Annotated in this window: 19 protein-coding genes; 15 read left to right on the top strand and 4 right to left on the bottom strand. The window is 58.6% G+C overall.

The window, feature by feature from the left end; genetic code table 11:
- Positions 1-40: 40 nt before the first annotated feature.
- Together H8L67_RS06350 and H8L67_RS06345 are read left to right on the top strand one after the other, a co-directional pair.
- Positions 41-1,051 (top strand): sensor domain-containing diguanylate cyclase, encoded by a 1,011-nt coding sequence (locus tag H8L67_RS06350; protein WP_220379025.1) that lies wholly within the window; start codon positions 41-43, stop codon positions 1,049-1,051.
- Positions 1,048-1,521 (top strand): VOC family protein, encoded by a 474-nt coding sequence (locus tag H8L67_RS06345; protein WP_220379024.1) that lies wholly within the window; start codon positions 1,048-1,050, stop codon positions 1,519-1,521. The genes H8L67_RS06350 and H8L67_RS06345 overlap by 4 nt, the downstream gene beginning before the upstream one ends.
- An 11-nt stretch (positions 1,522-1,532) precedes the next feature.
- On the opposite strand, the gene cydB is transcribed toward H8L67_RS06345, so the two are convergent.
- Both cydB and H8L67_RS06335 read right to left on the bottom strand, forming a co-directional pair.
- On the bottom strand, positions 1,533-2,537 hold the full coding sequence (gene cydB / locus H8L67_RS06340; protein ID WP_220379023.1) for a cytochrome d ubiquinol oxidase subunit II: 1,005 nt from the start codon (positions 2,535-2,537) through the stop codon (positions 1,533-1,535).
- Positions 2,534-3,949, bottom strand: coding sequence for a cytochrome ubiquinol oxidase subunit I (locus H8L67_RS06335; RefSeq protein ID WP_220379022.1), 1,416 nt, complete (start codon positions 3,947-3,949; stop codon positions 2,534-2,536). Before H8L67_RS06335 ends, cydB begins: the two co-directional genes overlap by 4 nt.
- A 140-nt stretch (positions 3,950-4,089) precedes the next feature.
- Here H8L67_RS06335 and H8L67_RS06330 point away from each other — a divergent pair, with 140 nt between their 5' ends.
- Both H8L67_RS06330 and H8L67_RS06325 read left to right on the top strand, forming a co-directional pair.
- Positions 4,090-4,491, top strand: a complete 402-nt coding sequence (locus H8L67_RS06330; RefSeq protein WP_220379021.1) for a DUF2231 domain-containing protein — start codon at positions 4,090-4,092, stop codon at positions 4,489-4,491.
- Entirely contained in the window at positions 4,488-5,780 is a 1,293-nt protein-coding gene (locus tag H8L67_RS06325) for a PQQ-dependent sugar dehydrogenase (RefSeq protein ID WP_220379020.1), read from the top strand. Before H8L67_RS06330 ends, H8L67_RS06325 begins: the two co-directional genes overlap by 4 nt.
- Positions 5,781-5,783: 3 nt before the next feature.
- Here H8L67_RS06325 and H8L67_RS06320 read toward each other — a convergent pair whose 3' ends face one another.
- Positions 5,784-7,556, bottom strand: coding sequence for a diguanylate cyclase (locus H8L67_RS06320; protein ID WP_220379019.1), 1,773 nt, complete (start codon positions 7,554-7,556; stop codon positions 5,784-5,786).
- A 116-nt stretch (positions 7,557-7,672) separates the two neighbouring features.
- Here H8L67_RS06320 and H8L67_RS06315 point away from each other — a divergent pair, with 116 nt between their 5' ends.
- Genes H8L67_RS06315 through H8L67_RS06305 form a run of 3 tightly spaced genes read left to right on the top strand, consistent with a single transcriptional unit; the run spans position 7,673 to position 12,628 of the window.
- Positions 7,673-8,587 carry a M14 family metallopeptidase gene (locus H8L67_RS06315; protein ID WP_220379018.1) on the top strand — a complete coding sequence of 305 codons (915 nt, stop codon included), beginning with the start codon at positions 7,673-7,675 and terminating at the stop codon, positions 8,585-8,587.
- A 42-nt stretch (positions 8,588-8,629) separates the two neighbouring features.
- Positions 8,630-10,519: an ATP-binding cassette domain-containing protein gene (locus H8L67_RS06310; protein WP_220379017.1), complete on the top strand. Its 1,890-nt coding sequence runs from the start codon at positions 8,630-8,632 to the stop codon at positions 10,517-10,519.
- Positions 10,520-10,552: 33 nt separating this feature from the next.
- A complete protein-coding gene (locus H8L67_RS06305) occupies positions 10,553-12,628 on the top strand; it encodes a tetratricopeptide repeat protein (RefSeq protein ID WP_220379016.1) in 2,076 nt (691 codons plus the stop codon).
- Here the strand turns inward: H8L67_RS06305 and H8L67_RS06300 are convergent.
- On the bottom strand, positions 12,617-12,901 hold the full coding sequence (locus H8L67_RS06300; RefSeq protein WP_220379015.1) for a hypothetical protein: 285 nt from the start codon (positions 12,899-12,901) through the stop codon (positions 12,617-12,619). The genes H8L67_RS06305 and H8L67_RS06300 overlap by 12 nt on opposite strands.
- 178 nt (positions 12,902-13,079) lie before the next feature.
- Here H8L67_RS06300 and H8L67_RS06295 point away from each other — a divergent pair, with 178 nt between their 5' ends.
- The 8 genes from H8L67_RS06295 (at position 13,080) to H8L67_RS06260 (ending at position 19,718) form a co-directional block, all read left to right on the top strand.
- The gene (locus H8L67_RS06295; RefSeq protein WP_220379014.1) at positions 13,080-13,586 is read left to right on the top strand and encodes a YceD family protein; all 507 of its coding nucleotides are present in this window, start codon (positions 13,080-13,082) and stop codon (positions 13,584-13,586) included.
- A gap of 58 nt (positions 13,587-13,644) precedes the next feature.
- Positions 13,645-13,839 (top strand): 50S ribosomal protein L32, encoded by a 195-nt coding sequence (rpmF, locus tag H8L67_RS06290; RefSeq protein ID WP_220379013.1) that lies wholly within the window; start codon positions 13,645-13,647, stop codon positions 13,837-13,839.
- A gap of 23 nt (positions 13,840-13,862) precedes the next feature.
- On the top strand, positions 13,863-14,846 hold the full coding sequence (locus tag H8L67_RS06285) for a beta-ketoacyl-ACP synthase III (RefSeq protein ID WP_305068558.1): 984 nt from the start codon (positions 13,863-13,865) through the stop codon (positions 14,844-14,846).
- An 88-nt stretch (positions 14,847-14,934) separates the two neighbouring features.
- A complete protein-coding gene (fabD, locus tag H8L67_RS06280) occupies positions 14,935-15,879 on the top strand; it encodes an ACP S-malonyltransferase (RefSeq protein WP_220379012.1) in 945 nt (314 codons plus the stop codon).
- Positions 15,876-16,622 (top strand): 3-oxoacyl-ACP reductase FabG, encoded by a 747-nt coding sequence (fabG, locus tag H8L67_RS06275; RefSeq protein ID WP_220379011.1) that lies wholly within the window; start codon positions 15,876-15,878, stop codon positions 16,620-16,622. The genes fabD and fabG overlap by 4 nt, the downstream gene beginning before the upstream one ends.
- A 117-nt stretch (positions 16,623-16,739) precedes the next feature.
- Positions 16,740-16,979 carry an acyl carrier protein gene (gene acpP, locus H8L67_RS06270; protein ID WP_220379010.1) on the top strand — a complete coding sequence of 80 codons (240 nt, stop codon included), beginning with the start codon at positions 16,740-16,742 and terminating at the stop codon, positions 16,977-16,979.
- A 106-nt stretch (positions 16,980-17,085) separates the two neighbouring features.
- Complete coding sequence (fabF, locus tag H8L67_RS06265) at positions 17,086-18,324, top strand: beta-ketoacyl-ACP synthase II (protein ID WP_220379009.1); 1,239 nt, start codon at positions 17,086-17,088, stop codon at positions 18,322-18,324.
- Between the two features lie 11 nt (positions 18,325-18,335).
- Positions 18,336-19,718 carry an aminodeoxychorismate synthase component I gene (locus H8L67_RS06260; protein WP_434063432.1) on the top strand — a complete coding sequence of 461 codons (1,383 nt, stop codon included), beginning with the start codon at positions 18,336-18,338 and terminating at the stop codon, positions 19,716-19,718.
- The last annotated feature ends 14 nt before the right edge of the window (positions 19,719-19,732 follow it).

The raw sequence follows: 19,732 nt of genomic DNA, 5'->3' as shown, positions 1-19,732 counted from the left end.
CGACGGGTGTAGGATGGAAAAAATTTTCCGGAGCGTTCCAATGAACAGAGCGACGTCGGCGACGACGGCAGTGCTGACCAGTGATATACCGCCTGCCGACGCGCATGTTCAGGATGTCATTGAGAACGCCGGCGTGTACAAGACACTGCTTGAATCCACCAACGCCATTCCGTGGAAAATCAATTGGGCAACCATGGAGTTTGCCTACATCGGTCCACAGATCGAGTCCTTGCTCGGTTGGACGCCTGACTCGTGGAAGACCGTGGATGATTGGGTCAACCGGATGCATGTGGAAGACCGCGAGTACGTTGTGAACTTTTGCGTGTCGCAATCGAAGGCGGGCGTCGACCATGAGGCCGATTACCGGGCGCTGAAACCGGACGGAAGCTACGTATGGATACGGGATGTGGTCCACGTGGTTCGCAACGAGATGGGTGAGGTCGAGAGCCTCATCGGCTTCATGTTTGATATCAGCGAACGCAAGGCGATTGAAAACGAGATGCAGCGACTCAATCAGGAGTTGGAGCATCTGTCCTTCACAGACGGCCTGACGGGTATTTCAAACCGTCGATTGTTCGACACGCGCCTTGAGTCCGAATGGGCGCATGCCTGTACCAGCGGTTTGCCGGTGTCATTGATCGTTCTCGACATCGATCATTTCAAGAACTTCAATGATATTCACGGGCACATCGCGGGCGATGATTGTTTGAAGCGTGTTGCCGGTGCATTGCTTTCTGTCGCACGGCGTTCAAGTGATGTGGTCGCGCGTTTCGGTGGCGAAGAGTTCATTGTGCTGTTGCCGGACACCAACCAGGAAACCGCGTACGCGCTCGCGCAAAGTTGCGCTGCGCAAATCGCGAAGCTGGAAATTCTGCACGGCGGTTCCGATGTGAGTGAATTCGTCACGGCGAGTTTCGGTGTGGGCACGGCGCGCGCCTGCGAACGTCTGTCGCCTGAAATGTTCGTCAAAGATGTGGACCGCGTGCTCTATCGCGCCAAGACATCCGGCCGGAACACCATCGCTTTGCGTGACGCGGAGGTCATGCCATGAACAAGAACACTGTCTGCCTGTGGTACGTAAGCGACGCGGAAGAAGCGGCGCGTTTCTATACCGGTCTCTTCCCTGACAGCAGCATGGGCAAGGTCCATTACGCGCCCTCCGACTATCCGGGAGGCAAGCAGGGCGCTGCGCTGACGGTGGATTTCACCGTGGCTGGGATTCCGTGCATCGGCTTGAACGGCGGCGATGTGTTCAAACACAACGAGGCCTTTTCGTTCCAGATTTCAACCGAAGATCAGGCCGAAACGGATCTGTATTGGAACGCCATCGTCGGCAATGGCGGCGAAGAAAGTCAGTGCGGCTGGTGCCGCGATAAATGGGGCATCAGCTGGCAGATCACCCCGCGCGCGCTGACCGAAGCCATGATGCAAGGTGGCGACGTTGCCAAACGTGCGTTTGAAGCCATGATGCCGATGAAGAAAATCGACGTGGCGGCAATCGAGGCCGCCGTGCGCGGCTGATCCGAAAGCCCTTAGTGGTAACCGCTTCCCCCTTCAATCTTCCCGCGGAACACACGGTAGGACCATGCCGTGTATCCCAGGATGACGGGTAGCAAAATCACCAACCCGACGAACACGAAGCCTTGCGACGAGGGTGGTGATGAAGCCTCCCACAAACTCAAGGAAGGCGGGACGATGTTCGGCCACAGCCCGATGAGGAGCCCAATGAAGCCGAGTGCAAACAGGGCATAGCTCAGTAAGAACGGCCTGGCATCGTGGCTGCGCATGGCAGCGGCCCGCCATAGCATGACGGCACAAACCAACACGGCGATCGGCATCGGCGATAACCACAAGAAGCGGTTGCCCTCGAACCAACGGGCCATGATGCGCGAGTCCAAGAAGGGCAACCAAGAGCTCACCAAACCAATGAACGCCAACATGGCGACAATCAACGGTCGAATCCATTCGCGCGCACGGCGGCGCAGATTGCCTTCGGTTTTCAAGATCAACCACGAGGCGCCGAGCAACGCGTAGCCGAACACCAAGGCGACGCCGGTTGTCATGGCAAACGGACTGAACCACGCAAAGGTCGTGCGCGCCTGTTGCGGATCTGCCGGCAATCCCTGCACGATGGCACCCAGCATCAAGCCTTGGGCGAACGCGGCCAAGATCGAGCCCGCCGCAAATGCAAATCCCCAATGGCGTTTGCTGCGCACCGCTTTGAAGCGAAACTCAAACGCCACGCCGCGGAACACCAGTGCAATTAACATCAGCAGCACAGGCAAGTACAGGTTCGACAGAATGATGGCGTAGGCACGCGGGAACGCCGCCATCAAGCCCGCACCGCCCAAAACCAACCAGGTTTCGTTGCCGTCCCAGATGGGTGCGGCCGTGTTCATCATGTCGTCGAGTTGCGCTTCGTCCCGCGCAAACGCCGCCAAGATGCCGAGACCCAACACAAAACCGTCCAGCAGCACGTACATCATGACGCCGAATGCAATGACGCCGAACCATGCGACAGGCAGCCACTCGCTCATTTCAGATCTCCTGCTGCGCCATCCAGTTTTTCATCCGGCAATGACATGGGGCGCGCCGGGGTTTTTTCGCCATCCCCGGTGTGTTTCGGGGGTTGCGGCACCGGGCCAACCAAAAGCAATTTGCGCAAATACCACATGCCTGAACCGAAAACCACGGTGTACGCGAGCGCATACACAATGAGTGAGCTCATGACGGCGGCACGCGTGATTTGCGGGCTGAGTGCTTCGCTGGTGCGCAGCAGTCCGTAGACGACATAGGGCTGTCTTCCGATTTCAACGACGTACCAACCCGCCAAGAGCGCAATGAAGCCGGTTGGGCTCATCCAACGCCACGCGGAAAGAACCCATTTGGATTGCATCAAAGTGCCGCGCTTCCATGCCCATAGCGAGGCAATGACAAGCAGCAACATCAAGCTGCCCAAACCGACCATCACCCGGAAAGCAAAAAAGACCGGTGCCACCGGTGGCCGTTCGCTCGGCGGTACCGCAGTCAGGGGCTGAATGGTGCCATTCCAGTCGTGCGCAAGAATCAATCCGCCGAGGCGCGGTACGGCGATCTCGGCACGATTGCGCTCGGCTTTTTCATCCGGCAAGGCGAACAACACCAACGGCGTCCCTTCGCCCGGCTGGCTTTCATGCCAATGCGCTTCGATCGCAGCCAGCTTGACCGGCTGGTGCTCGCGCACATTCAAGCCGTGCAGGTCACCCACGAATATTTGCAAAGGCACGGCAATGGCGGCAAATACCACGGCGTGTCTGAGCATTTTCTTCGCCGGTTCCTGGTGCACGCCGCGCATCAAGTACCAAGCGGAGGTCCCACCGATCACGAGGCAAGTGGTGATGAAGGCAGCCAAAATCATGTGGGCGAGGCGATACGGCAGCGACGGATTGAAGATGACCTGCCACCAGTTGGCTACTTCAAACACGCCCTGCGCATTGATGAAATGACCCTGGGGTGTTTGCATCCAACTGTTGGCGGAGGTGATCCAGAAGGTGGAGATCAGCGTGCCGAGCGCCACCATGCAGGTCGCAAAGAAATGCACGTTGTCCGACACGCGCTTCCAGCCGAACAGCATGACCCCGAGGAATCCAGCTTCCAGGAAGAACGCGGAAAGCACTTCATAGTTGAGTAACGGGCCCAAGACGTTGCCGGCCTTGTCGGACAAGATTGCCCAGTTCGTGCCGAACTGGAAGCTCATGACAATACCTGTGACCACACCCATGCCGAACGACACGGCAAAAATCTTGAGCCAGAAGAAATAAATGTCGCGCCAGAAGGAATCTTTGGTTTTCAGCCATCGCCATTCGACGAATGCCAGCCAATGTGCGAGCCCGATGGTGAAAGCGGGGAACAAGATGTGGAAACTGATGACGAATCCGAATTGGATCCGGGAAAGCAAGAGAACGTCCAACGTAGGACTCCATGCGCCAAGTTCACCCCGCTATTTTCACAGAGTCAGTACGTGAATTGGGCGATCTTTGCACTTTCGGCACGAATTTTATTGGAAATCACGCCGTCTGCCACAGAGACGGCAACTGCGAGGGTGAATCCATGCGAACGCAACCGGCGTTGAAACAGCTCTTTACCAGTGCGGCGCTGCCGCTGTTCTTGGGTGCGGCCTTGTCCGACTGTGCGTATAAATCTTCCTACGAAATTCAATGGATGAATTTTTCGTCTTGGCTGATTATCGGCGCGTTGGTGTTTGCGACGTTGGCCATTATTGCGACGCTCGCGGACGGTGGTCAGCTTCGCGCTGCGGGCAGTCGTCGCTGGATATCGCTGATCGTTCTGCTGGTTGTTTGGATTCTTGGCGTCATCAATGCGTTTGTTCACGCGCGTGATGCGTGGGCCATGATGCCGACGGGATGGGTCTTGTCGCTGGTGTGCGCTGTTCTGGCCTGCATCGCAACGTGGTCCGTTTATTGCAACGATCGTTCAGGGGGTGCGGCATGAATCGTCTGAAGTTGGTTTTGTCGATTGCATCGGTCAGCGCGATTTCCGCCTGCGGCGGGCAAGCACCCGATGCGGCGCAATATGGCGCGAATCCGGTCTTGCCGAAAACCGAACGCGGGCTGCTGCCGAGCATGGAAATCGCCCAACCTGCCGGTTGGGACGGGAAGAAGCCGGTGGTGCCACAAGGCTACGAAATTTCTGCGATTGCGACCGGCTTGGGCATTCCCCGCCAAACTCTGATTTTGCCTAACGGCGATATTTTGGTGGCCGAAGGCAAAGGTGGCCACGCACCCGTTCTGAAACCCAAAGACCTTATCGCGGGAAAGATCAAGGCCAAGGGCACGACTTCTGAGAAATCCGGCAATCGGCTCACGCTGTTGCGCGACGCGGACGGTGATGGCAAATACGAGCTCCGCACGGTATTTGCTGAGGGATTGGATGCGCCTTACGGTCTCGCCTTTGCCAATGGAAAAATTTACGTGGCGGAGCAAGGCGCGCTGCGAAGCTTCGACTATGTCGACGGTCAAACGCGTGCTGCCGGCGCCCCGCGCTTGTTGACGGTGCTGCCGTCTCGAATCAATCACCATTGGACCAAATCTTTGACGGTCCGTCCTGACGGTCGATTCTTGTACGTCGGCATCGGTTCGAACAGCAATGTGGGTGAGCGCGGACTGGATGTTGAAGTCGATCGCGCTGAGGTTTGGGAGGTCGATGCACAAACCGGCGCACATCGTCCCTATGTGACCGGAATTCGCAACCCCACGGCGCTCACGATCCAGCCCGGAACTGATACGGTGTGGGCGGTGGTCAATGAACGCGACGAATTGGGGCCGAACTTGGTGCCGGACTACTTGACCGCCTTGAAAGACGGCGCTTTTTACGGATGGCCCTACAGTTATTGGGGAAAGAACGTCGACGTGCGTGTCATGCCGCGCAATCCCGACAAAGTGGCGACAGCAATTGCGCCCGACTACAGCTTGGGTTCGCATCGTGCGGCCCTGGGGGTTGCGTTCTCGAATGCCGCCATGGGCGCAAAGTTTTCTGAGGGTGCGTTTGTGGGCGAGCACGGCAGTTGGAACCGGAATCCGCCGGTGGGTTACAAGGTCGTCTTTGTGCCGTTCTCAAATGGCAAACCGGCAGGTGAGCCCGTGGATTTTGTGACCGGTTTTCGCGGTGATGACGGCAAGACGCGTGGTCGCCCGGTGGGTGTGACCGTGGATCCGAAGGGCGCCCTCATCGTGGCGGATGACTTGTCGAACACAGTGTGGCGTGTGACGCCTGCGCGATAACGCTTAACTCGCAGAAGTCGAAGTGTCGGGTGTCACGGGAATCAGTTCGGACACCTCGACCACACGGTCGCGCCCCGATTCTTTGGCGCTATAGAGCGCCGCATCGACCTGATGCAACAAGGTTTCAATGGATTGCGAAGCCTGTTCGTCCACAACGACCCCCACACTCGTGGTCAATTGCGCCGTTTGTTTGTCGGGCAGGAGGATCGGCGTGTCGGAGAGCACATTGCGAATGCGCTCGGCGAACTCCACGGCTTTCTCCTTGTTCATGCCGCACATGAGAATGAGAAATTCCTCGCCGCCCCAGCGGCCAACAAAATCCGCGTTGCGAGCGGCGCGCTTGAATCGTTGCGCCGCTTCAATCAACACGGCGTCGCCCGCTTCATGACCATGGATGTCATTGACCGCTTTGAAGTGGTCGAGATCCGCCATGATCAATGCAACGGGCAAACCGAGCTTTTGACAGTGCTCGATTTTCGGCTTCGCGACGGTCAAGAATCCGCGACGATTGAACAGACCGGTGAGCGGGTCGCTTTGCGCCAAGCGCATAGTCAAGACATGATCGATGCGGTCTCGCCGCAGTCGCAAACCCAACGCCATTGCCCAGATTGTCGCTTCGATGAGCACACCGATTTCCACGGCGTGAAAGGTGTAGGCATTGAAGGGAAGATGACCGACAACGGCTTGGCTGGTGATCGCAAGACCGGTCAGGCGGGCAAGCGACGCGGTGAGGAATGTCCCAGCTAGATCGCGTGATTTGCGTACCGCGAAGACGCCAAGCGAGACCTCGAGCAAGGTGAAAACCAAGAGGAACGGCAACGACAACAACAGGGCGACGCGATCAAAGTCCAACGCGATGACAATGCCCATGAAGGTGAGCACGATGCGTGTGGCCCACTTCAAAAACGTGTCGAATCTTGGTGCCCAAGCGCGTGAGGAGAGGAACTCGCGTGCGAACCACAGACCGCTACTTGCAAACAAAGCCATCCCCGAAAGGATCATGAAACGCGCAAGACGTGGCGTGTCGGGCCACAAGGTGGTGGAGCCGACGCCCGAATATCCCATGTGCATGAACAGGTAGGTCGCGACATAGAACACATAGCGCCCTTGCGCCGCATCTTTCAGTGCAAACCAGAGCAAGGCATAGGTCAAAATGAGCGCCATCAAGAAACCATGGATGACGCCGTTCCATCCGCCGGCGCGTGACTCCAGCTTTGCAGTGAGCGGCATGGGAACCACGCGCATCTCCATCGCCGCCGAGGCGTTGCTCTTGATGCGCACGAACAGTTCGCTGGTGCCGTTTGGTAGCGTCGCGTCAAATCCGTAACCAAGTCCGGGTCGCAAATCCTTGGCGGGTGAAACTCTCAATCCGCCGGCCCATTGCTGCATGCGCCCGTCGGGGCTTCGCAACCACGCGTCCAAACGGCCGGTCCAACCTTGCGCCAAGTAAATTCGGTAGTTACCGGCCGGCCCGGCATTTTGAATGCGCATGTGCATCCAAGTCGGCGGCGCCAAATGACCGAAGTTGGGAACTTCGTCTGTCGACGGTTTGAATTTGCCCGCTGCGTAGGCCTGCGACGCTTCTTCCAGCGTTAGCGGCGTGCCGCGCGACTCGGGGAGAAATTGAACGGATCGGCCGAGCCTGTCGAATGCCCGATCGTCGTTCCGGACTTCAACTCGCGTCTGGGCGAGGGCGCCGACACTCATCAGCAGCATCAGCACCAACAGACATGACTGGAGCTTGCGGCATGCATGCGTCGCACGAACCCGACTCATCGCGACCCCCTGTCTCGGTAGAACCGTTTCCCAGAATGGCACGTTTCAGTAGTTCCAGAATCAGAATTGTTCTCTGTTCGCAGCCGGTTCGCTAGACTGACAGGACAAGCAAACGGATGGATAACGTGGACACGATGATCGGTCAGCCGGGGCAACCTTGGGGCGACGCTGAAAAAAGCGCATGGCGCGCATCGCGCCGTCAGCAACGCAGCTATGCCGAGGCGGTTGTGCCCCGAATTGAAGCGTTGCGCGCACAATTCGTCGTGGATCAATACGGCATGCTTGACTACGGTGGGGACGGCCGGTTTCCGCTCTATGTGCTGAAGTCGAAAGACTGGCGCAAGGAGCTCCCGTACGCACTGGTGACCGGCGGCGTCCATGGCTATGAGACCAGTGGCGTCGAGGGTGCATTGCAGTTTGCGCAACGGCACGCCTCGGATTTCGACGGCCGTTTGAATCTCGTCATTGCCCCCTGCGTCAGTCCGTGGGCCTACGAGCGCATCCAGCGTTGGAATGCACTGGCGTTGGACCCCAACCGGAACTTCATCGACAACAGCCCAGCCCCGGAGTCCGCCGCGTTGATGCGCTTGGTGGCGGGTCTTGAAGGCGAATGCGCCGTGCATATCGATCTTCACGAAACCACCGACACGGACGAAACCGAGTTCAGGCCCGCGTTGGCTGCGCGCGACGGCAAACCCTTCGAACCCGGCACCATTCCGGATGGCTTTTACGTGGTCGGCGATACGCCGAACCCGCAATTGGCATTTCAATCCGCGGTGATTGAGGCCGTGCGGCCGGTCACCCATATCGCGCCCGCGGATCCCGACGGCACCATCATCGGCTCGGAAGTCGTGGCAGAAGGCGTGATCTTGTACGACTTCAAAGCGCTCGGACTGTGTGCGGGTGTGACCGATGCACGGCTCACCACCACGACGGAAGTCTATCCGGACAGCCCGCGCGCGACGCCCGAGCAGTGCAATGACGCACAAGTCGCCGCCGTCATCGCCGCGCTGGAATTCGCGTTGAAGTAAGCAGGTCACTACAATGCACGTCTGTTTTCAGGCGTGTAGTGCATGGCCACCGATCTCGTAACCGTCCAGGATGTGGTCGTCAGCATTGGCGATCTGCATCTCCTCGACCACATCAATTTCCAGATCCAATCGGGCGAGCGCATTGCGTTGATCGGCCGCAACGGCGCCGGCAAGTCCACATTGATGAAGCTCCTGTCGGGGGAGCAACGTGCAGACGAAGGCGAAATCCGCAAAGGGCAGGGCGTGCGTGTGGCGCACATGCGGCAGGAAGTGCCACATGGCACCGATGGCGATGTGTGGGAAGTCGTCACCCAAGGCTTGGGACAACTGGGCGAATGGTTGGCTGAATTCCACCATCTGAGCCACGCGGAAGAGTTCGACATGGACGCCTTTGCCGAAGTGCAGGCGAAAATCGAAAATGCCAACGGCTGGGCGCTCGACCAACGCGTGACCGAAGTGCTGCAAAAACTCGAGCTGGACGGCGATGTGCCGTTCAATGCCTTGTCGGGTGGCTTGAAGCGACGCGCACTACTGGCGCAAGCATTGGTCTCGCAACCCGATGTATTGCTGCTCGACGAGCCCACCAACCATCTGGATATCGAATCCATCGATTGGCTGGAAGGCTTCCTGCGCTCGTGGCAGGGGGCATTGGTGTTCATCACGCACGATCGTCGCTTTCTGCGCTCGCTTGCCACGCGCATTCTTGAGCTTGATCGTGGTCAGCTCACGAGTTGGCCGGGCGATTGGGCCAACTATGTGCGACGTCGTGAAGAGCGCGCCAACGCTGAGGCGCAAGCGAATGCGCGCTTCGACAAATTGCTTGCGCAAGAAGAAGTCTGGATCCGTCAAGGTATCAAGGCACGTCGCACGCGTGATGAAGGCCGCGTGCGACGCCTGAAGGCCCTGCGCGAAGAGCGTGCGCAACGGCGGAACGTGCAAGGCAACGTCAAACTCGAGACATCCAACGCGCAAGCGTCCGGCAAGAAGGTGATCGAGGCGAAAGCGCTGCATTTTGCCTATGGCGACCGGGTTCTGATCGACAATTTCTCCACCGTCATCATGCGCGGTGATCGTATCGGTTTGATCGGTGCGAACGGCAGCGGCAAATCGACGATGCTCAAATTGCTTTTAGGTGAGTTGCAGCCGACGCGCGGTGAAGTCTTGGCGGGCACCCAACTGCAATTGGCCTACTTCGACCAGCATCGTGCGACCTTGCGCGAAGACTGGACGGCATTGGAAAACGTCGCCGAAGGCAGAGAAAGCGTCGAAATCAACGGCCGGCAAAAACACGCTATCGGCTATCTGCAGGATTTTCTCTTTACGCCCGACCGTGCGCGCGCGCCGATTTCAAAATTATCGGGTGGTGAACGCAACCGTTTGTTGCTGGCAAAACTTTTTGCACAACCGTCCAACGTGTTGGTTATGGACGAACCGACCAACGATCTCGACGCCGAAACCTTGGAGCTTCTCGAAAGCTTGTTGATGGACTATCCGGGCACCCTGATCGTGGTCAGCCATGACCGCGACTTCCTGGACAACGTGGTGACCTCCACGGTGGTGATGGAAGGCGAGGGGCGTGTGAATGAATACGTCGGCGGCTACAGTGATTGGGAACGTCACCGCGATTCCCTGACTGCGGCCAAGCCGGTCCCGGCAAACACCAAGGCCGCCGAAGTGCCTGCGGTTCCGGTGTCGGCGGCGCCGGTCGCCACGAAGCGCAAGCTCACTTTCAAGGAGGCGCGCGAGCTCGAGGAATTGCCCAAGCGCATCGAAGCGCTGGAAGAATCGATCGCGCGCATGTCCGAGGCCATGAACGATCCCACGTATTTCCAGCGGGACAGCCAAGACATTCAAGCCGACCAAACGGCTCTCGCAAATGCACAAGCCGAGCTAGAAGCCGCCTATGCGCGCTGGGAAGCCTTGGATAGTTGACTACAATGGAATGGTTTCCCGCCGGGCTGTTGAATGAAGCGTTTAGAGAGTTATGTCGATGAAGTCATCGCGCTGATCAATCAGCGCGCCTACGATGCCGCCGCAGAAATGGCGCGACAGTTGGTCGAAGCAGAGCCGAATGTTGCGATGAATTTGCATGTCTATGGCTTGGCATTGCTTTCGCAAGGACATCCCGAGCAAGCGGTTGAGGCGTTCAACCGTGCGGTCGCCATCGATGCGACGAATCCGGCCACATTCCTCAAGCGCGGTGACGCGTTGATGGCCTGTCAGCGGCATGTGCGTGCGCTCAAGAGTTACGAGCAAGCGATTCAACTGTCGCCGAAGTTTGCGGTCGCCTTTCAGGGCATGGGTGACGCAACCATGGCATTGGGAGATCTTGCCCGGGCCGAGAAGAACTACGAATCAGCGCTTTCGTTGAATGAAGGACTCCATGACGCGATGCTCGGACTCAGTGCCGTGCAATTGCAAAAAGGCGATGCCGACGCGGCAGTGCGCACCCTCGAAAGTCTCTTGGGGAAGAACCCCAAACATGCCCTGGCATGGGGAAGCCTCGGCAGTATCGCGTATCAGCTCGGTCGTTTCGAGGATGCCATCGAGAGCTATCAGCGCGCGATCGAGCTGAAGCCGGATTTCGCACCGATGTACGACAATCTCGGTATGGCCTTTATGGCCTTGGGGCGTCCGGAAGACGCCATCGCGCAACACAGCAAAGCCATCGAGCTTTCGCCGGACTTTGCTATCGCTTGGTCGCGACGTGCGATGGCCAAGCGCAGCATGGCGAACTATGCGGCGGCACTGGAAGACGCCGATGTCGGCGTGCAGAAGGACCCCGGCAATGCCATGGCGTTGAACATCCGCGGGATCATCCACGGTGACTTGGGGCGGTTTGTCGAAGCGCAGCAAGATCTACGCGCTGCCATCCAGGCGGCACCGGATGTGCCTGAATTCTGGAACAACATCGGTAGTGTGTTGATTGATCGCGGTCATTACGAACGCGCTGTGGAGCGTTTGGATCGCGCGATCGAACTGCGATGGAATTACGCGGAAGCGCATAGCAATCGCGGTTTGGCAATGCAAAATCTGCGCAAGTTTGATTTTGCCGAGAATGCATTTGATCAAGCGATCAAACACGCGCCACGCTTCCCGGAAGCCTATAAACGCCGTGCGAATCTGAAGCTCTTGCAAGGCGACTTCCAACAAGGTTGGCACGACTACCAAAACAGCTTGAACATGTATCGCCCCAAAGAGGGCGCGCAACACGCCATTCCGCGTTGGGAAGGGCAATCGTTGCTCGGCAAGTCGATTTTGCTCTCCGAGCCAAACGGATTCGGCGATCTATTCCAGTTTTGGCGCTATGTGCCGACCTTGATTGCCATGGGTGCCGATGTTTTCTTTCTCGGCGCGCCGCGCATTTTCCGATTGCTGCAGTCGAGCCAATACAACGTCCGGTACTTGGAACAATTCCCGGAAGGAAAGCAATTCGACTATCGAGCGGAGCTTTGGACGCTGCCGATGGCGCTTGGCACAGACGCGGGCAGCATTCCGGACGGCGTGCCGTACCTGCACGCGGAAAAGGACCGCTTGGAAACCTGGCAACGGATTCTGCCGCTCAGTACGCGCAACGTCGGCATTTTCTGGCAGGGAAGTACCAAGCGATGGATGGATCAATCGCGGTTTCTGCAGCTCGCGGATTTGTTGCCCTTGGCGGAAGTCCCAGGTGTGCGGTTGGTGTCGTTGCAACAGGGCGCCGGGGTTGAGCAAATCGACGCGGCCAAAGCCGATATGCGCCTGATTGTGCCGGACGAAAGCCGTGATGCCGACTATGCGTTCCTGGACACGGCAGCTTTGATTCAACGTCTGGACTTGGTGGTGACCGTGGATTCGGCCATCGCGCATTTGGCCGGCGCCATGGGTCGCCCGACCTGGGTTGCCTTGAAGAACGTGCCGGATTGGCGCTGGGGCTTGGAGGGCGACGCCAGCCCTTGGTATCCGCAAACCCGTTTGTTCCGCCAGCCGCGCCTCGGCGATTGGACGACGGTGATTGCGGATATGCGGGATGCCTTGCTGACCCGTCGCTCAGCGCGCTGAGAATTGACGCATTCGCAGGATGGCGTCTTGCATCTCTGCCAATCGGCTTTCCAAGGTTTCCGTACTGGCGGTGGCAGCATGGGATTGAAGCCAAAGGCGCCTGTTTAGCAAATCACGCATCGCGGTGTCCAGCGCGTCTTCCGCGTCCGTCGTGCCGAAGTCGGCCGATTGCAAGGCGGTGCGCGCCGCCCGAATCTCTGATTCAAGCGCGTCAGCGGCGTCCAGTGTCGCTCGTAGAGTGGACTGGCGGTGGTTGCTGCGGCGGTTTCTCAAGGCCATTGAGCCGGCAAAAAGCGCCATAATTGCAAGTAGCAGCCAGATTATTTTCTGCATCACGATCCCCAAGCGTCAAAACGCAGTGTCAACGTTCGCCGGAGCAGTTGCAATCCATTGAGATTGCAAGGGTTTGGATTTGACAGCAGCGCATTCAACCCCTACCATTTTGCGGCTTATGTCCCCGAATTTACCTGATCAGTTGGACCCGTGGCGCATGGTGAACCAGCGTCGGGCGTTCGAGGGCGTGGTGCCGTTGTCGAAAATGACCCGCTTGGCGAGTCTATTGACCGACACCGAAGGAGAGGTTCGTTACACGTTGGCGTTCGACACGGATTCGTTGCGAGTGCCGCATGCAGCCATTTCGATGACTGCGGAGCTGCCGCTGGAATGCCAGCGCACCTTGCAACGTTTTCTCTTGCCGGTCCACGTGGAGCAGCGCATTGCGCTGATTCGCGATGAAGCGGAGGAAGATGCATTGCCCGCCGGCTATGAAGCCCAGCTGGTGGAGCGTGATGCATTGGATCCGTTGGCCCTGCTCGAGGACGAATTGATTCTGGCCGTACCTGCCGTTCCGGTGAAACCCGGCACGGAAGAAATGTCCGCAGATTGGTTGCCGGAAGAAGAAGTGGTCGAGGCCATGAACCCTTTCGCCGCCTTGAAAGCACTCAAGAAAGAGACTTGATTCAAGTAGTAATGGTGTCGACGTGAATCGACATTCCGATTAACCAGGAGTTGTACCCATGGCAGTTCAAAAGTCCCGTGTTTCCCCGTCCAAGCGTGGCATGCGTCGCGCACACGATTCGTTGTCGGCGAAGCAACTTTCCACCGACCCGACCAGTGGTGAAACCCACCTGCGTCACCACGTGACCGCAGACGGTTACTACCGTGGCAAGAAGGTCATCCAAGTCAAATCCAAGATCGTCAGCGAAGATTGATCCGGTTTCCGTCGTCACCGACTGTGAAAACTGATCGCATCTATTCGCGCATCGCCGGTACCGGCAGCTGCCTTCCCAAGCGCGTCGTCACGAATGACGAATTGTCGAAGACGGTCGATACCAGCGATGAGTGGATTGCAACGCGCACCGGCATCCGCCAGCGTCATGTGGCGGGTGAGGGTGAAACCACCGTCAGTCTCTCCAAAGAGGCTGCGCTGCGCGCGATGAGCGCGGCAGGTGTGTCGCCCGACGACATCGACTTGATCGTTCTCGGCACCACCACGCCGAATTTGATCTTTCCGTCTTCCGCTTGCTTGCTGCAGGCGGAGCTAGGCATTGCCGGCTGTCCCGCGTTCGATGTGAACGCCGCATGCTCCGGCTTCATCTACGCGATGACCGTGGCAGACAATTTCATCCGCAGCGGTTCGGTGAAAACGGCACTCGTTGTCGGCGCTGAAACATTGACGCGCATGATTGATTGGACCGACCGCGGCACTTGCGTGTTGTTCGGTGACGGTGCCGGCGCGGTAGTGCTGAAGGCCGATAACGAGACCGGCATCCTGAGCACCCATTTGCATGCCGATGGCAGCAAGAAGGAACTGCTCTGGAATCCTGTCGGTGTGTCCGAAGGCTTCAAACCGGAAGAAGAGAACGCCGGCGTGCGCGTCTTGATGACGGGCAACGAAGTGTTCAAACATGCCGTCAAGGCGTTGGATTCGGTGGTTGAAGAGGCGCTCGAGGCCAATGGTCTCGATCGTCACGAAATCGATTGGCTGATTCCGCATCAAGCAAACCTGCGCATCATCGAAGCCACTGCAAAGCGTCTCGATATGCCGATGGATCGCGTCATCGTGACCGTCGACAAGCACGGCAACACCTCTTCGGGCTCTGTGCCCTTGGCATTGGACGAAGCTGTCCAATCCGGCAAGGTGCAACGCGGCCAATTGCTCTTGCTCGAAGCCTTTGGTGGCGGTTTCACCTGGGGCTCGGTGCTTCTGCGCTACTGATTTCCCCAGTCGGCGCGCATACCGACTCGTACAGACGCTGATTGCAAACGCCCATTATCATGGGCGTTTCGCATATTGGATGGTTTGAATGTCGCAGACTGATATCGCATTGGTCTTTCCCGGACAGGGCTCGCAGTCCGTCGGCATGTTGGCAGGTTTGTCCGATGCCTTCCCGTCGGTCAAGCAGACCTTTGAGGAGGCTTCCGACGGCGCAGGTGTGGACCTTTGGGCGCTGTCGCAACAAGGTCCCGACACACAACTCAACCGCACTGAATACACACAACCGGCTTTGCTCGCAGCGAGTATTGCCGTCTGGCGTGTTTGGCAAGCGCAAGGCGGTGCAACGCCCGCCTATCTCTCCGGACACAGCTTGGGGGAATACTCCGCGCTGGTGGCCGCGGGCGCGCTGTCGCTCAAGGACGGTGCGCACTTGGTGCGCATTCGCGGTCAATTGATGCAGGCAGCAGCACCCGAAGGGACGGGCGCCATGGCGGCGGTGCTCGGCGCTGATGACAGCGTGGTTGAAGAGGCCTGCAAGCAAGCTTCGGGCACGCATGTGGCGGTGCCGGCAAACTTCAATTCTCCCGGTCAAATCGTGATTGGCGGCGACGCGTCTGCGGTCGACAATGCCATTGCGTGGCTCAATGCCAATGGTGTCCGGAAAACCATCAAGCTACCCGTCAGCGTGCCCTCACACACACCGCTGATGCGCGAAGCAGCCAATCAGTTGGCCGAGACGCTCGCCGGTTTGTCCTGGCAGTCACCGGCGATTCCGGTGGTGCGCAACGTCGACGCCACGGTGGACGCGAATGTCGCTGCCATCCAGGACGCCTTGGTCCGTCAACTCTACCTGCCGGTGCAATGGACACGCTGCGTGGAAGCCTTGTCGGGCTTCGGCGTCACCCGCTTTGCCGAATGTGGGCCGGGCAAGGTGTTGACCGGTCTCATCAAACGCATCAAAAAAGAGGCCGATGCACGCGCCATCGGTAGCCCGGACGAATTGCAAACCGCCATCGAGGAATGGAACGCATGAACATGAAACCCCTTGAAGGTGAAGTCGCACTGGTCACCGGTGCAACCCGCGGCATTGGTGCCGCGATTGCCGATGAGCTTGCCGCACGTGGTGCGATGGTCATTGGTACAGCCACAAGTGAGTCGGGCGCGGCCGCGATCAGCGAGCGCCTGAAAGCCGCCGGCGGTGCAGGGCGGGTGTTGAACGTCACAGAAGCCGGCGCCATCGAAGCCCTCATTGACGCCGTGCAGGCCGAACATGGCGGTTTGAGCATTCTGGTGAACAACGCCGGCATTACCCGCGACAACCTGCTGATGCGAATGAAGGACGAAGATTGGCAGGCCATTTTGGATACCAACCTGACGTCCGTGTATCGCAGCAGCAAGGCGGTAATGCGCGGCATGATGAAGGCGCGCAAGGGCCGAATCATCAATATCGCGTCGGTCATCGGTGTGACCGGCAATGCCGGCCAAGCCAACTATGCCGCAGCCAAGGCCGGCATCATCGCGTTCAGCAAATCGTTGGCCAAGGAAATCGGTTCGCGCGGGATCACGGTGAATGTCGTGGCCCCGGGTTTCATCGAGACCGATATGACCCGGGATTTGCCGGACGAGGCCAAAGCCGCCATGGCCGAACAAATTGCTTTGGGTCGATTGGGCGCACCTGCTGATATCGCGCGCGCGGTGGCCTTTTTGGCCGGTCCGGATGCCAGCTACATCACCGGCGAAACCCTACATGTGAATGGCGGCATGTACATGCCGTGACCGCGCGCACGAGCCGCTCGGAAGTCGCGTTACCATTCGCCTGCGAATCGCGTGGTGTGGTTGTTTTGGACTACACTTCCCCTTTCTCACATTTATTTCTCCTCGGAGTAGCAACACATGAGCAACATTGAAGAGCGCGTCAAGAAGATCGTTGTCGAACAACTTGGCGTGAAGGCCGAAGACGTCAACACCAATTCCTCGTTCGTCGACGACTTGGGCGCTGACTCGTTGGACACGGTCGAACTCGTGATGGCACTCGAAGAAGAATTCGAATGCGAGATCCCGGACGAAGAAGCTGAAAAGATCACCACGGTTCAACAAGCCGTCGATTACGTCAAGGGCCACGTCAAGGCCTGAGTGTCGTAATGGATTGACCGCTTGGGGCCGCTTTGTGCGGCCTCACGCGTATCTGGACCTTTTTGGTCCATGTGAACGAATACAAGATTGATTGAAGGAAGGGTTTATGGCAAAGCGCCGCGTTGTTGTGACTGGCATGGGAATTCTTTCGCCCGTCGGTCTTGATTTGAAGACCAATTGGGATGCCATCAGCAATGGGCGATCGGGCATCGCAGAAATCACGCATTTCGATGCCTCGCTGTTTCCCACCCGGATCGCCGGTGAGGTGAAAGGCTTTGATCCTTCGCTGTGGATTCCGGCCAAAGACGTCAAAAAGATGGATCCCTTCGTGCATTACGGCGTGGCCGCTTCGCTGATGGCGATTCAGGACTCCGGCATCGTGATCGAAGGCGAAGCCGCCGAACGCATCGGCGTCGCGGTCGGCGCGGGCATCGGTGGTTTGCACGGGATTGAAGAAACCACACTGAAATTTGCTGCCGGCGGACCGCGCAAAGTGTCGCCGTTTTACGTTCCGAGCACCATCATCAACATGGTCTCTGGTCAGGTGTCGATCCTCACCGGAGCCAAGGGACCGAATATCGCGGCTGTGACGGCCTGCACCACGGCGACCCACAACATCGGTTTGGCCGCACGCATGATTCAGTACGGCGATGCCGACGCGATGATTTGCGGTGGCGCGGAATACGCCATCACGAATACCGCCGTGGCAGGCTTTTGTGCGATGAAAGCGCTGTCGACCCGTAACGATGATCCCACCGCTGCGTCGCGCCCGTGGGACGAGGGCCGCGACGGCTTCGTCATCGGTGATGGTGCCGGTGTGTTGGTCATCGAAGAATACGAGCGCGCCAAGGCGCGTGGTGCACGCATCTATTGCGAAATCACCGGTTTCGGCATGAGTGGCGATGCCTATCACATGACCGCACCCAGTGAGAACGGTGATGGCCCGGCGCGTTGCATGCTCGCGGCCATGAAGGACGCGGGCGTGAACGCTTCGGACATCGGCTATATCAACGCACACGGCACATCCACGCCGGCGGGTGATCTGGGCGAAACCTTGGCGATCAAGTCCGCCATGGGAGATTCGGCAAAGTCGGTGTTGGTGTCTTCCACCAAATCCATGACCGGTCACTTGTTGGGCGCGGCCGGGGGTGTCGAAGCCATCTACTCGGCCTTGGCGCTGCATACCGGCGTGATTCCGCCGACCATCAATCTCGACAACCCGTCGGAAGGTTGTGACCTCGACTACGTGCCGCACAGTGCCCGCGAAAAGCAAGTCGATATCGCCATGTCGAACTCGTTCGGCTTTGGTGGCACCAACGGCACCTTGGTATTGAAGCGCATCTAAGCATGTCGGTCGTGCCGCTCAGACGGCGGTTGCCCGGACGCATGGATCTGTTGCGGCTGCATTCAATGCAGCCGCAACGCTATCCGGTGTTGCTCGAGTCGTCTGCTGATGCCTTGGATGTCTCGGCGCGCTCGAATGCGCGTTGGGATTTTTTGTTTCTATGCGAAGGTGAGGGCATCGAAACCTCGCACGATGGCAGCACTTGTGATTTGTCGGGCCGGCCATTGCCCGGCGGTTTTTTGAACGCATTTGATTCGGCGTTCAAAAGCTGTCAGGTCGACCGCGTAGATGACACGGAAGATGGGCCGCCGTTCAAGGGTGGCTGGTGTGTATTCCTCGGCTATGAATTGACGCAAGAGATTGAGCCGGCCGTCAACATGCCGGCGTCGCCGACGGCGGGCGTGCGGGCCACGGCGCTGCGTGCGCGTGCAGCGATTGCTTACGACCACGAACGCGATGTCAGCTGGTTGGTGGCCGAGGCGGGCGGCGAGCCATTGCTCGACCTCATGCAGGCGGATTTGAACGCGTTGGAAAACGCTGATTCGCCGGTCGCGCAACTGCCTGCCTGCAGTGTCAGTGAAACCCCACCCGAGGCATTTACGGCCGGTGTTCGCCGTGTGCTGGACTATCTGGCCGCCGGCGACGTCTTCCAAGTCAATTTGTCACGCGCATGGGATGCGGTGTTCGACCAGCCATTGGCGCCGGCGGCACTGCATGCCGTTCTGCGCCAAGCCAATCCCGCGCCGTTCTCAGCGATCTTTGCGCGCGACTCCTGGGCGGTCGTCAGCGCTTCGCCGGAGCGATTGGTTTCGGTGCACGGCGATCGCGTTGAAGCGCGCCCGATTGCGGGGACACGACCGCGTACGAAAGACGACCCCGACGCCGCGCGTGTCCGCGAATTGGTGGGTCACCCGAAGGAACGCGCCGAGCACGTGATGTTGGTGGATTTGATTCGCAACGACATCGGACGGGTCAGCACGGGCGGCAGCGTCGAAGTCAACGAACTGATGACGGTTGAGTCGTTCGCGCATGTTCACCACATCGTCAGCAATGTCCGCGGAACGCGTATTCCGAAAACATCGCCGGCGGATGTGATCCGGGCGGTTTTCCCCGGCGGCACCATCACCGGTTGTCCGAAAGTTCGCTGCATGCAAATCATCGCCGAGCTCGAAGGGGAGGGGCGCGGTGCCTATACCGGCAGCATCGGTTGGATCAATCGCGACGGCGATCTCGACCTGAATATCTTGATTCGAAGTGCGGAACTGGATCTCCGCCGATCCAGCCTCAGATTTCGCACCGGGGCCGGAATTGTGATGGATTCAGATGCGGACAAGGAATTGGACGAAACCCGCGCCAAAGCCCGCGGCATGTTGAAGGCACTTGGCCAAGGTTGACGGTATCCTTGAAC

It is taken from the genome of Lysobacter soyae, from assembly GCF_019551435.1.
In the GTDB taxonomy this organism is placed as follows: domain Bacteria; phylum Pseudomonadota; class Gammaproteobacteria; order Xanthomonadales; family Xanthomonadaceae; genus Solilutibacter; species Solilutibacter soyae.
Note: the sequence above shows the minus strand (reverse complement) of the source record. Positions and strands in the feature narration are given on the sequence as shown.

Bases quoted from the DNA above. Each gene is read 5' to 3' on its own strand.
- H8L67_RS06350 (WP_220379025.1), top strand. From the start codon at position 41: ATGAACAGAGCGACGTCGGCGACGACGGCAGTGCTGACCAGTGATATA.
- H8L67_RS06345 (WP_220379024.1), top strand. From the start codon at position 1,048: ATGAACAAGAACACTGTCTGCCTGTGGTACGTAAGCGACGCGGAAGAA.
- cydB (WP_220379023.1), bottom strand. From the start codon at position 2,537: ATGAGCGAGTGGCTGCCTGTCGCATGGTTCGGCGTCATTGCATTCGGC.
- H8L67_RS06330 (WP_220379021.1), top strand. From the start codon at position 4,090: ATGCGAACGCAACCGGCGTTGAAACAGCTCTTTACCAGTGCGGCGCTG.
- H8L67_RS06325 (WP_220379020.1), top strand. From the start codon at position 4,488: ATGAATCGTCTGAAGTTGGTTTTGTCGATTGCATCGGTCAGCGCGATT.
- H8L67_RS06320 (WP_220379019.1), bottom strand. From the start codon at position 7,556: ATGAGTCGGGTTCGTGCGACGCATGCATGCCGCAAGCTCCAGTCATGT.
- H8L67_RS06315 (WP_220379018.1), top strand. From the start codon at position 7,673: ATGGATAACGTGGACACGATGATCGGTCAGCCGGGGCAACCTTGGGGC.
- H8L67_RS06310 (WP_220379017.1), top strand. From the start codon at position 8,630: ATGGCCACCGATCTCGTAACCGTCCAGGATGTGGTCGTCAGCATTGGC.
- H8L67_RS06305 (WP_220379016.1), top strand. From the start codon at position 10,553: ATGAAGCGTTTAGAGAGTTATGTCGATGAAGTCATCGCGCTGATCAAT.
- H8L67_RS06295 (WP_220379014.1), top strand. From the start codon at position 13,080: ATGTCCCCGAATTTACCTGATCAGTTGGACCCGTGGCGCATGGTGAAC.
- rpmF (WP_220379013.1), top strand. From the start codon at position 13,645: ATGGCAGTTCAAAAGTCCCGTGTTTCCCCGTCCAAGCGTGGCATGCGT.
- fabD (WP_220379012.1), top strand. From the start codon at position 14,935: ATGTCGCAGACTGATATCGCATTGGTCTTTCCCGGACAGGGCTCGCAG.
- fabG (WP_220379011.1), top strand. From the start codon at position 15,876: ATGAACATGAAACCCCTTGAAGGTGAAGTCGCACTGGTCACCGGTGCA.
- acpP (WP_220379010.1), top strand. From the start codon at position 16,740: ATGAGCAACATTGAAGAGCGCGTCAAGAAGATCGTTGTCGAACAACTT.
- fabF (WP_220379009.1), top strand. From the start codon at position 17,086: ATGGCAAAGCGCCGCGTTGTTGTGACTGGCATGGGAATTCTTTCGCCC.